Consider the following 13,034-nt stretch of genomic DNA (forward strand, 5'->3'; position numbering starts at 1 on the left):
TTCGTTGACCATTTCGTCCAACACGCAGGTCTACCTGCGACAAAACATCCAGTTCGAACCGCTGATCAACGGCTGGTACGCGTGGTTTCACACGCTTCCGCCGTTGACCGCCGCCCTCAACGTGGCCGAGCGGTTCCTGCCGCTGATGAAATCCTATGCCGCATCGCCGATGATGCATGCGGCGGCCTGCAAGGATCCGGCGATGCGCGGCGGCCCGTTCCTCGACCTGGGCGGCAAGCGCGTCGACGAAATCCGCGCGCTGATCGAGCAGACCACCCGGCGCGCGACCCGGCAACTGGAGCTGGCGAAGGCCTACAAGGCGTTCTCCACGCTGCTGCTGGAACAGGCGAAGGGAATGGCATCGGACCCGCTCTACCCCCAGATTCCGGAGGTGTTGAAAGGCTATGTCGAGATCTATTACGACCTGAACCACAACCCGTCCTTCCGGGTGTTCGAAAGCCTGCTGTACGCGAGCCCGCTCTATGCGCGCGATGCGCAGAGCATCGCGCTGTCGGCGATCGAGGAGAACACGCCCCGGCCATTCATTCTCAGCACGCCCCGGCTCAGCGACGAGCGCACGCTGTTCAGCAACATGGCCTTCGACGATCGCGCGCTCGACGCGCTGTTCCGCATGCGCGACACGCCCGGCAGCTACGCGAAAATCGTCGACCTGATGCGCGTGGAGGAGAAGGACGAGCCGCTGTTCCGCTCGTTCTTCGTCGAGGAGGCGCCGGAACCGAAACCGGATCGTTCGTTCGACGGCGACGACATCCGCATCCGCTACTACGGCCACGCGTGCCTGCTGGTCCAGAGCCGGGGCGTGAGCATCCTGATCGATCCGGTGATCAGCTACGGCTACGACACCGCGCTGCCGCGCTATACCTTCGCCGACCTGCCGGACCAGATCGACTACGTGCTGATCACGCACAGCCATCACGATCACATCGTCATCGAAACGCTGCTGCAGCTTCGACACAAGGTCAAGACCGTGGTGGTCGGCAGGAATCTCGACGGCTTTCCGCAAGATCCGTCACTGGAACTGGCGTTGCGCAAGCTCGGCTTCGACGACGTGCGGGAAGTTCGGGATGCTCAGGAAATCAAGGTGCCCAACGGGGCCATCACCGCCATTCCGTTCCTGGGCGAACACAATGACCTGGCGATCCAGAGCAAGCAGAGCTTCATGATCCGCTTCGGCACGCGCTCGGTGCTGTGCATCGCCGATTCGTGCAACCTGGACCCCGCCCTTTACGAGCATGTCTTCCGCCTCGCCGGCAAGCCGGACACGCTGTTCGTCGGGATGGAGACCGAGGGCGCGCCGCCGTCCTGGGTCTATGGCCCGCTGTTTCCCAACGCGCTGCCGCGCGACATCGATCAGTCGCGGCGGGCGCGGGGCTGCCAGTTCGGCGAGGCCGCCGCGCTGGTGGACGACTTCGCGTTCAACGCGGCGTACGTCTATGCGATGGGTCAGGAGCCGTGGCTGAACCACCTCCTCGACAACACCTTCGACGAAAACTCGCCCAGCCATATCCAGTCCACCCAGTTCGTCGCGCACTGCAAGGCCAAGGGCATCGCTTCCGAAATCCTGTACGCGACGAGGGAGATCGTGCTTTGTCAGAACTGAATTTCAACGCGCTCTCGACCAGCGGGCAATACCAGGAACACATGGCGTTCTGGAGCGATACGCTCGGTCGCATCGACGAAGACTTCCGTCTTCAGCAGGCATGGCAGGCGTATGCACTGCCGCTCGGCCCCGCGCCGGAACTGACGTTCGCGCTCGACCGCGACGCCGCGCAGGTGCTGGAGAAGCTCGCCGCCGGCAACGAGCTGGGCGCGTTCGTCGTGCTGCTGGCGGCGCTGTTCCGCGTGCTGGGGCGCTACAACGGCGCGGCCGGCCTGTTCGTGGAGTCGCCGCGCCTGATCGTCGAACCCGCGAGCGGTCCCGCCGATCGCGTCCCGCTGCTCGACGCCATCGAGCCCGGCCCCACAGTTCGCGCGTATCTGAACCAGGTGCGCGACAGGGTGCGGCGCAGCTATTCGTATCAGGATTTTCCGGTCGCCGCCCTCGCGCACAAGCTGCATGGCGAGCGGCGCACGACCAACGTCGGCGTGCGCTTCGACGGTCTGCACGAAGCCTGGGCGTCGGCCGACTACGACCTGTCGATCGAGATCCGCCATCGCGAGCGCTACGAGATCGTGCTGACGGGCCGGCCGACGGTGTTCACGCTGCATTATCTCCAGCATGTCGCGCGACACCTGCGCAACGTGCTGGCCGGCTTCGGCACGCTGGACGCTCCGCTCGACACCGTCTCGCTGCTCGACGACGAAGAACGCGCGCGCCTTCGTTCGCATGCGGCGCCCGTCGCGGTACATGGAACCTTCCTGGAGCAGTTCGCGCAACGGGTCGCGGCCGCGCCGGACGGCATCGCCGTGGTGACCGCCGATGCATCGCTGACCTATGCCGAACTGGACGACCAGGCGTCCCGGCTGGCGAGCTTCCTGCTCGCGGAATACGCGATCGAACGCGGCGACGTGGTGGGCGTGGTGGCCGACCGTTCCGAGCGCTGGATCGTCGGCATGCTCGGCGCCCTCAAGGCGGGCGCGGTGTATCTGCCGCTCGACCCGGAGTTTCCGCGGGAGCGGCTGCGCTTCATGATCGAGGACGCGAAGGTCAAGGCGCTGCTGACGCACTCGGAACACCTGCCGTTGCTCGCCGATTTCTGGGCGATCCCGATGTTCGCCCTCGACTTCCAGCTCGACACGCTGGCGCCTGCATCGGCGGCGGCGCAGGTCGAGGTCCGGCCGGACGATGCGGCGTACATCATCTACACGTCCGGCTCCACGGGTGTGCCCAAGGGCGTCGTGCTCGAACACGCAGGGCTCCTGAACATGGCGCAGTACCATGTGGACACCTTCGGTTTCGATGCCGCAGACCGGTTCGTGCAGTTCTACTCGCCGGGCTTCGACGGCTCGATCATGGAGATTTTCGTCACGCTGCTCGCGGGCGCGCGCCTGGTGCTGGCGAAGCCCGCCGTGATCCGGGACGTGCCGCGTTTCGTCGAATATATCGCGCAGCAGGGCGTCACCACCATCAACGCGACGCCCGCCTATCTCGCCGCGCTCGACTGGAACGCGCTCGGCGCCGTGAAACGCGTCATCAGCGCGGGCGACAACGCCCGCGCCGCGGATCTGCGCGAGCTGGCCCGGACCCGCACGTGCCACAACTCGTACGGCCCCACCGAGGCAACCGTGTGCATCGCGGACTACGTGGTCGACCCGGCAACCGCCTATGGCGCCCGCCTGCCGGTAGGCCGCCCGATCCACAATACGCACCTGTACCTGCTCGACGAGCACGGGGCGCTGGCCCCCGAGGGCTGCACGGGCGAGATCTGCGTGTCCGGCATCGCACTGGCTCGCGGCTATGTCGGCCGGGACGACCTGACGGCCGCCGCTTTCGTCGACCACCCGTTCGACGCGGGCGAGCGCCTTTATCGCACCGGCGACCTCGGCGTCTGGCTGCCGGACGGCAACCTGGAAGTCACCGGGCGCCGCGACACGCAAGTGAAGATTCGCGGCTATCGCATCGAAATGGGCGAAATCGAAGCGGCGCTCAGGCAGCACGCCGACGTCGCCGACGCGATCGTGTTCGTGCGCGAGGACGCACCGCAGCACAAGCAGCTGGTGGCCTGCGTCGCGACGGCGACGGCCAGCGTCGCCAGCCTGCGGGAACACCTGAAGGAACGCCTGCCCGAGTTCATGGTGCCGGCGTCGATCGTGACGCTCGAACGCCTGCCGCTGACGCCGAACGGCAAGCCCGACCGCAAGGCGCTCGCCGCGCTGGAACTGGCGCCCGTGCCGGGCGAAACCGCGTATGCCGCGCCGACCAATGACGTCGAAGCGCGCCTGGGCAAGATCTGGTCCGAGGTGCTGGGCCGCGAGCCGATCGGCGTGCACGACAATTTCTTCGAACTGGGCGGCGACTCGATCCTGCTCATCCAGGTGATGTCGCTGGCCCAGCAAATCGGCCTCAAATTCACCGCCGACCAGTTTTTCGCGCATCCGACCATCGCCGATCTGGCGCAGGTTGCGGTGGAGGCGCCGTCGATCCGGATTTCGCAGGAGCCGGTGGTCGGCCCCGCCCCGCTGACGCCGATCCAGCATTGGTTCTTCGCGCAGGACGTGGCCGATCCGCACCACTACAACCAGTCGACGATGATCGAGGTGCCCGCGTCGCTGCGGCCGGACGTGATCGAACACGCGCTGGCGGCCGTCGCGACGCATCACGACGCGCTGCGGCTGAGTTTCGAGCGCGTCGCCGGCGTGTGGCAGCAATCGCATGCGGCGCCGCCGCTGGCGATTCCGCTCGGCGTCACGTCGCTGGCCGGCACGGCGCCCGCCGCACGGCAGGCCGACATGCTCGCGACCGCCACCCGCATGCAGGAAAGCTTCACGTTGTCCGTGGCGCCGCTGCTGCGCGCTCACCTGTTCCAGTTCGGCCCCGACGAACCGCAACGCCTGCTCGTGGTGGCGCACCATCTGGTGATCGACGGCGTCTCGTGGCGCATCCTGTTCGAAGACCTGTACACCGCGTGTCGCCAGCTCGAAGCGGGCGAAGCGGTGCGGCTCCCGGCCAGGACGACGGCCTGGCGCGACTGGTCGGCGCGTCTGTCCGAACTCGGCGCGACCGCGCTCGACGAGCTGGGCTACTGGCTCCGGGAGCACGCCGACGAGCACGCGTGCTTCGACGACATGCCGGTCGGCACCGTCGCCGACGCCGGCACGGCGATCATCGAGTTCGACGCGCAGCAAACGCTTGCGCTGTTGCAGGACGTGCCGCGCGCGTTCAATACCCAGATCAACGAAGTCCTGCTGACGGCCCTGCTGCTCGCGTTCGGCGACTGGACCGGCAACGCGTCGCTGGTCGTCGATCTCGAAGGCCACGGCCGCGAGGACCTCTTCGACGGCGTCGATACGTCACGCACGATCGGCTGGTTCACCGCGCACTATCCGGTGTTCCTGAACGCCGGCGACGCCACCGTGGCGGTCGAGGCGCTGCGCCACGTCAAGGAGCAGCTGCGCGCGGTGCCGATGCGCGGGCTCGGCTACGGCATCGCCCGCTACCTCGGCAACGACGCCGGCATCGCGGCGGCGCTGGAACGGCAGCCGCCGGCGCCGGTGCGCTTCAACTATCTCGGCCAGGTCGATCGCGTGCTGGCCGACGACACCGGCTGGAAACCGGTGCTCGACTTCCAGAGCCCCGAGCACAGCCCGCGCGCGCGTCGCGGCCATCTGTTCGAGATCGACGGGATGGTGTTCGACGGGCGTCTGCACCTGACCTGGCGCTATAACCGCGAGGCCTGCGCGCCCGGCGTCATCGAGCAGCTGACGCAGTGCTACCGCAGCCGTCTGCTGTCGATCGTCGCGGCCAGCGGCGACGGCCCGCGCGGGCTGAGCCCGTCGGACTTCCCGGCCGCGCGCATCAGCCAGGAAGCGCTGGACGCCCTTGTCTCAAGGATCAAATCGTGACATCCCCCACCATCGCCGATATCTACGAGCTCTCCCCGATGCAGGAGGCGATGCTCTTTCATGCCGTGCACTCGCCCGGCACGAGAAGCAGCTTCAACCAGCTCGGTTGCCGGATCACCGGCAGCCTCGATCCCGTGCTGTTCCATGCCGCATGGCAGCAGCTCATCGATCGGCATCCGGTGATGCGCACGTCGTTCCATTGGGAGGAATTCGACAAGCCCATGCAGGTCGTGCACGCGCACGCCACGCTGCCGTGGGTGCAGGACGACTGGCGCGACCTGCCGGAACACGAACAGCGCACGCGGTGGCGCGCGCATCTCGAAAACGACCTGGCCGAGGGCTTCGCGCTCGATCGCGCGCCGCTCGTGCGCTGTCGCCTGGTGCGCGTCGCCGCTGACGCATACCTGTTCAGCTGGAGCCACCATCACATCCTTGCCGACGGCTGGTGCCTGTCGCTCGTCATCGAGGAGATCTTCCAGGTCTATGGCGCGCTCGCGCGCGGCGTGCCGCCGGCGCTCCCCGCGGTGCGCCCCTATCGCGACTATATCCAGTGGCTGCAGCAGCGCGAGCCGCAAGCCGCGCAGCAGTACTGGACACGCTATCTCGAAGGTTTCCACTCGCCGACCCCGCTGCCCACGGCCGCGCGCGCGGACGCAGGCGAGCGCTTCGGCCAGGGTCTCGCGCAAGTGCGGGCCGACCTGTCGGCCGACCTGAGCGCACGCCTGCGGCAGTTCGCGGCCCGGCATCACGTCACCCTCAATACCCTCGCGCAAGCAGCCTGGGCGCTCGTGCTGTCGCGTTACAGCGGGGAGACCGACGTGGTGTTCGGCGCCGTCGTGTCCGGACGGGGCGCCAACCTGCCGGGGATCGAAACCATGCTCGGCCTGTTCATCAATACGGTTCCGGTGCGGGTGCGGGTCGATCCACGGCAGCCGCTGGTGCCGTGGCTGAAGATGATCCAGGCGCGCGTGGCCGCCCGTGCGCAATTCGAGCACACCCCGTTGCCCGACATTCAGCGCTGCAGCGAAGTGCCGCTGACGACGCCGCTGTTCGAGAGCAACATCACGTTCATGAATTACCCGCTCGACGCGTCGCTGACGCACGGCGCGCACGGGCTGGCGGTCGACGAGGTGCTGCTCTACAACCGCGCCGACATTCCGCTCGAATTCGTGGTGACGGCGCGCGACGACTGGAAGATGGAACTGTCGTTCGACCCGCGGCGCTTCGATGAAGACACCATGCAGCGGATGCTGGGCCACGTGGCCGCGACGCTCGACGCCTTCGCGGCCGATCCGAACCGGCTGCTCGGCCGCCTGCCGATCCTGCCCGAGGCCGAACGCCGGCAGTTGCTGGAGACCTTCAACGACACCGCCGTGCCGTTCGACGCCGCGCGCACCGTGGTGCATCGCCTGGAACAGGCCGCCGCGGACCACCCCGAGCGGCCCGCGGTCGAGTACCGGGACGACGTCCTGAGCGCGGGCGAACTGAATGCGCGCGCCAACCGCACCGCTCACCGCCTGCTGGCCGCCGCCGAGCTGGGGCCGGACACGCTGGTCGCGATCTGCATGCACCGGTCGGCGCGCCTGATGGAGGCGATCCTCGCCGTGTGGAAGTGCGGCGCCGCCTATATTCCGATCGACCCCAACTATCCGGCGGCCCGCATCCGCACCATTCTCGAGGATTCCGGCGCCGCCCTCGTGATTACCTGCGACGGCCTGCTTCCTCCCGAGCTGGCCGCGCTCGCACCGGTCGTGTCGCTCGACGCCGCCACCGATATCGTCGACGACACCAATCCCGGCCGCCCCGTATCGCCCGACAGCCTCGCCTACGTGATCTACACGTCCGGCTCCACCGGCAAGCCCAAAGGGGCGATGGTCGAGCACGCCGGCATGCTGAACCACATGCTCGCCGAGATCGACGAATTTTCGATCTCGGCGTCGTCGGTGATCGCGCAAACCGCGCCGCATTGCTTCGATATTTCGGTCTGGCAATTTTTCACGGCGCCGCTCGTCGGCGGCAGGACCGTGATCGTCGACGACGAATGCATTCGCGATCCCGCGAGTTTCGTCACGACCCTGGAAGCCGCCCGGATCAGCATCGTCGAACTGGTGCCGTCCTATCTGTCCGCCGTGCTCGACCGCGCATCGGAACAGCCGGCGCTGATGCGGCACCTGCGGCACCTGCTCGTCACCGGCGAGATGGTCAGCCCGGCTTTGGTGAAACAGTGGTTCGACGTGTTCCCGGACATCCCCATGGTGAACGCGTACGGCCCGGCGGAAGCGTCCGACGACGTCGCGCAGCACCGCATGACGTGCGCGCCGACCACGCCTTACGTGCCGGTCGGCAAGCCGATCCGCAACGTGCGCATCTACGTCGTCGACCCGCAGATGAACCTGTGCCCGATCGGGATTCCCGGCGAACTTTACGTGTCCGGCGTCGCCGTCGGCCGCGGCTATCTGAACAACGAAGCCGCTACGCGGGAGGCTTTCGTCGAGGATCCGTTCCATCCGGACCGCGGTGTCCGCCTGTATCGCACCGGCGACATCGGCTGCTATCTCCCCGATGGAACGATCGTGCTCCACGGCCGCAAGGACCACCAGCTGAAGATCCGCGGCTACCGCATCGAGCTCGCGGAGATCGACAACGCGCTGGCCGCCATTCCGGAAATCCGCCAGGCGGCCGCGCTCGACTATCGCGACGAGACCGGCCGCGCCGCGCTGTGCGCGTATGTCGCGTTCCGCGACGGCGCGTCGCTGAGCGACGGCGAGATTGCCGCCGCGTTGTCCGCCACGCTGCCGGACTATATGGTGCCCGGTATCTACGTGGTGCTCGACGCGCTGCCCCTGAGCAGCAACGGCAAGATCGACCGCAAGGCGTTGCCCCCGCTGGACCGGTCGCGGCTGTCCGCCGCGGCACACGCGCCGACGCTGCCCCGCACGCCCACCGAGACGCTGCTGTGCCGCATCTGGGGAGAGGCGCTGGGCATTCCGTCGCCCGGCATCCACGACAACATCTTCGCGCTGGGCGGCGATTCGATTCTCAGCATGCGCATCGTGTCGCTGGCCGCCAAGGCGGGCCTGAAGCTCACCACCCGGCTCATCTTCCAGCATCCGACGGTCGCCGAGCTCGCCGCCGTGGCTATGCGCGGCACGGTCGGCGCAGCGGAGTTCGTCGCGTCGTCCGGCCCGCTGCCGCTGACGCCCATCCAGAAGCGTTTCTTCGCACAGCGCAAGGACGACCCAGACCAGTACAACCAGGCGGTCCTGCTCGACGTGCCGGCGGATTTCGATCCGGTCCTGCTGCGCCACGCGCTGCGGCACGCGGTCAAATGGCATGACGCGCTGCGGCTGCGCTTTCGCGCGGGCGCGTCCGGCCGGGTCCAGGAAGTCGTCGACGATCCGGAGGTCCCCGTCGGCGTGTTCGACATTCCGCGCGATCGGCTCGCGCAGCACGTCGCGCAGTCGCATGCGAGCCTGAATCTGTCGGACGGCCCGGTCTTGCGCGCGGACCTGTTCCGCCTCGACGAAGGCCGTTCGCTTCGTCTGCTGCTGGTCGCCCATCATCTGGTCGTCGACGGCGTGTCGTGGGGCGCACTGCTCGAAACCATGTACGACGCCTATACCCGCCTGCGCAACGGCCAGGCGCCCGAATTCGCGGGCGGCAGCGCGACGTGGACCGCATGGACGCGTGCCATCTCGAACTGGGCCGGCTCCGGCGCCGCCGACGCCGACATCGCCCATTGGCAGGCCCTGGCGCGTTCCGCGCTGCCCGGCCTGCCGCTCAATCGCGCCGCGTCGGCCGACGCCAATACCGTGTCGTCCGCCGAAACGATCGTGGTCGAGCTGGGTGAAGCCGCCACCGCGGCCTTGCTGGGCGCGGCGCCCCGGGCCTACGACGCGCAGATCAACGACGTGCTGCTTGCCGCGCTCGCGCGTGCCGTCAGCGACTGGAGCGGATGCGCCGACGTCCTGCTGGATCTCGAAGCGCACGGTCGCGAGGAACTGATCGAAGACCTCGACATCTCGCGCACGGTGGGCTGGTTTACGTCCGTCTTCCCGGTCGTGCTGACGGTCGATGCCGGTTCGCACGATCCGGCTCGCCTGGTTGCGTCGGTCAAGACGCGACTGCGCGCGGTGCCGACCGCGGGCATCACCTGCGGCCTGCTGCAAGACCGGCTCGACGGCCCGGCTCCGCAGCCGCAACTGCTGTTCAACTACCTGGGCCAGACCGACCAGTTGTTCACCGCCGCACGCGACTGGAAACAGGCCGCTGAGCCAAGCGGAGACGGCCGCAATGCGAACCAGCTGCGCGAGCACCTGCTCGACGTCAACGCCTACGTGACCGGCAACCGCCTGCACGTCGCATGGGAATTCAGCCGGGCCTGCCACGACACGGACACCATCCGGCGCGTCGCGCAAGCCTACATCGCGGCGCTCGAAACCCTGGTCGCCGACCATGCCGTCCAGTCCGCATCGCCCCGGCCCGCGGCCGGTCTGCCGCAGGCGCCGGCCTCGGTCATGCCGGACGAGATCGCCGACGTCTACGCGCTGACGCCGACCCAGCAGGGCATGCTGTTCCACGGCCTGTACGAACCCGCGTCGGATGCCTATTTCAGCAGCCTGAATTTCCGTATCGACGGGGCGCTCGACGTCGAACGGTTCCGCAGCGCGTGGGATACCGTGGCGCACCGGCACGACATCTTGCGAACCTCGTTTCACTGGGAAGAAATCGAAAGCCCCGTGCAGGTCGTGCATCGCCGTATCGACTTGCCGTGGCACGAGGAGGATCTGCGCGCGGCGTCCGCCGTGGAGGCCGGGCAGCGTTGGGAAGCCTACGTGGCGCAAGACCGGGCGCGCGGCTTCGACTTTACCCGCGCACCGCTGATGCGGCTCGCGCTGTTCCGCGTGGGCGATCACGCATGGCGCTTCCATTGGAGCCATCACCACCTCCTGCTCGACGGCTGGAGTTCCGCCCGGCTCCTGAGCGAAGTGGCCGCCGCCTATCAGGCGCTGCCGGCCGAACGTGCCCCGGAGCGGGACGCGCCGCCCGCCTTCGCCGATTACGTGCGCTGGCTGGCGCGCCAGGATGCCGCCGCGGCGGAACGCTTCTGGAAGACGAAGCTGGCGGATTTCCCGGCGACGACGACGCTCGTGCTGGGGCGCCCCGAACTCGACGGCACGGCCGCGCCGGGCGCCTATGTGGAAGAGCCGCTGCTGCTCTCCGAAAGCGACACGCAACGGCTCGTCGCGTTCGCGCAAACCCATCGCCTCACCCTCAACACGCTCGCGCAGGGCGCGTGGGCGCAGTTGCTGAGCCGCTATAGCGGCGAAGCGGACGTCGTGTTCGGCACGATCGTTTCCGGTCGCCCCGCGTCGCTGCCGGCGTCGGACGAGATGGTCGGGCTGTTCATCAACACGCTGCCGGTGCGGGTCCGCATCGACGCGCGCCCGACGTCCGCGTGGCTGGCGCAATTGCAGATGGATCTCGCGCAGCAGGAGGAATATGCGCACTATCCGCTGGCCGACATCCAGAAATTCGCCGGCCTGCCGCCCGGCGTGCCGCTCTTCGAAAGCCTGCTCATCTTCCAGAACTATCCGGTCGAGGAAGCGCTGGCCGATGCGCTGCCCGGCCTGCGGATCGGCGAATTCCAGGTGTCCGATCCGAACAATTACCCGCTGACGCTGGTCGTGACGCCGGGCAAGCGCCTGTCGCTGCAGGTGCTGTACGACGACGGCCGGTTCGATCGCGAAACGATCGTCCGCCTGCTGCGCCATGTCGAAACCCTGCTCGTCGGCCTGGCGGGCGCGGCAGATCGCCCGAACCGCGGCGTTGCGCTCCTCACCGCCGCCGAGCGGGACGCCATCCTGCTGGGCTGGAACGATACCCACGCGCCGATTCCGTCCGACCGGACGCTGGCCGAACTGATCGAGGCCGTCGCCGCCGCTCATCCGGAGCGCATTGCGATCCGCCACGGCACGGAGGTCCGCACCTATCGGGACCTCGTCGAAGGCGCCAACCGGATCGCCGGCCATCTTCTGCAGACGGCGCCGATCCGGCCGGACGACCGGATCGCCGTCTGGATGCCGCGCTCGCCGCTGATGCTGGAAACGATCCTGGCCATCTGGAAGTGCGGCGCGGCGTATGTTCCGGTCGATCCCGCCTATCCGGCCCAGCGGGTCGAGACCATCCTGACGCTGGCCCGGCCGACCATCATCGTCGGCACCGACTGCCAGCCGCCGCCGGCGCTGGCGTCGATCCCGCTGGTCGATCCCGCCCGCCTGCCCGTCCGTCACGACGCGGGAGCACCGACGCCGCGCTGCCGGCCCGCGGACCTCGCCTACGTGATCTTCACGTCGGGTTCGACCGGCCAACCGAAGGGCGCGATGGTCGAGCATCGCGGCATGCTCAATCACGTGCTCGCGATGGCGCGCAGGGTCGGGCTCGGCGCGCAGAGCGCGGTCGCCCAGACCGCTTCGCACTGCTCCGATATTTCGGTCTGGCAGTGCTTCGCGGCGCTGGCGTCGGGCGGCACGACGGTGATCTATCCCGATGCCGTCATCCTCGAGCCCGCGCGCCTGATCGACAGCCTGCACCGCGACCGCATCACGGCGATGCAATTCGTGCCGTCCTATCTGGCGACCTTTCTCGGCGAGCTGGAACGGCACGCGACGCCAGCCTTCCCGCACCTCGAAACGCTGCTGACGATCGGCGAAACCCTGCAGCCCGCCGCCGCGCAAGCCTGGTTCCGCCTGAATCCGGCGGTCCGGCTCATCAACGCCTATGGGCCGACCGAAGCGTCGGACTCCGTCGCGCATTACCGCATGGAGCGTGCGCCGGATCTGCCGGCGATTCCGATCGGCCGACCGATCGAGAACCTGCGCCTCTACGTCGTGGATGCGGACCTTCGTTCACGAAGAAGGGCGGTTACCACACGAACTTGCAGCGGATCTCGGGCGCTACCGGCGCCGCGTGTTCGTCGAACAACTCGGTTGGGAGCTCCCGTCGGCGAACGAAAGCTTCGAGCGCGACCAGTTCGATCGCGACGATACCGTGTACGTGTTCGCGCGAAATGCCGGCGGCGACGTGTGCGGATGTGCGCGCCTGCTGCCCACGACGCGCCCGTATCTGCTGCAGTCGCTGTTCGCCGACCTGATCGCCGCAGACATGCCGCTGCCGCAATCGGCGGCCGTCTGGGAGCTGTCCAGGTTCGCGGCGACCGACGACGAAGGCGGGTCGGGCAATGCCGAGTGGGCCGTGCGGCCGATGCTCGCGGCCGTGGTCGAATGCGCGGCGCAGCTCGGCGCGCGGCAGCTGATCGGCGTGACGTTCGCGAGCATGGAGCGGCTGTTCCGCCGGATCGGCATACACGCGCACCGCGCAGGCCCGCCGAAGCAGGTGGACGGACGTCTGGTGGTCGCATGCTGGATCGATATTGATCCGCAAACGTTTGCGGCATTAGGAATCAAGCCGGGGCAGGCAGCCCGGCAAGCCATCGCCGCCTGAATGCCGAC

General features: G+C 68.1%; 3 protein-coding genes and 1 pseudogene. All 4 read left to right on the forward strand.

Annotated features, from left to right (window positions below; translation table 11 throughout):
* Nucleotides 1-4 precede the first annotated feature (4 nt).
* The 4 genes and pseudogenes from ACNQQL_RS06290 to ACNQQL_RS06305 all read left to right on the forward strand — a co-directional run bounded on the left by ACNQQL_RS06290 (nucleotide 5) and on the right by ACNQQL_RS06305 (nucleotide 13,026).
* Nucleotides 5-1,621, forward strand: coding sequence for an MBL fold metallo-hydrolase (locus ACNQQL_RS06290; protein WP_347063593.1), 1,617 nt, complete (start codon nucleotides 5-7; stop codon nucleotides 1,619-1,621).
* Nucleotides 1,609-5,523 (forward strand): amino acid adenylation domain-containing protein, encoded by a 3,915-nt coding sequence (locus ACNQQL_RS06295; RefSeq protein WP_347063594.1) that lies wholly within the window; start codon nucleotides 1,609-1,611, stop codon nucleotides 5,521-5,523. Before ACNQQL_RS06290 ends, ACNQQL_RS06295 begins: the two co-directional genes overlap by 13 nt.
* Nucleotides 5,520-12,470: pseudogene (locus tag ACNQQL_RS06300) on the forward strand (amino acid adenylation domain-containing protein); the annotation flags it as partial. The gene ACNQQL_RS06295 and the pseudogene ACNQQL_RS06300, both read left to right, overlap by 4 nt.
* Nucleotides 12,418-13,026: an acyl-homoserine-lactone synthase gene (locus tag ACNQQL_RS06305; protein ID WP_131949441.1), complete on the forward strand. Its 609-nt coding sequence runs from the start codon at nucleotides 12,418-12,420 to the stop codon at nucleotides 13,024-13,026. The pseudogene ACNQQL_RS06300 and the gene ACNQQL_RS06305, both read left to right, overlap by 53 nt.
* The last annotated feature ends 8 nt before the right edge of the window (nucleotides 13,027-13,034 follow it).

The organism is Burkholderia sp. LFS061, assembly GCF_047978125.1.
Classification (GTDB): domain Bacteria; phylum Pseudomonadota; class Gammaproteobacteria; order Burkholderiales; family Burkholderiaceae; genus Burkholderia; species Burkholderia pyrrocinia_C.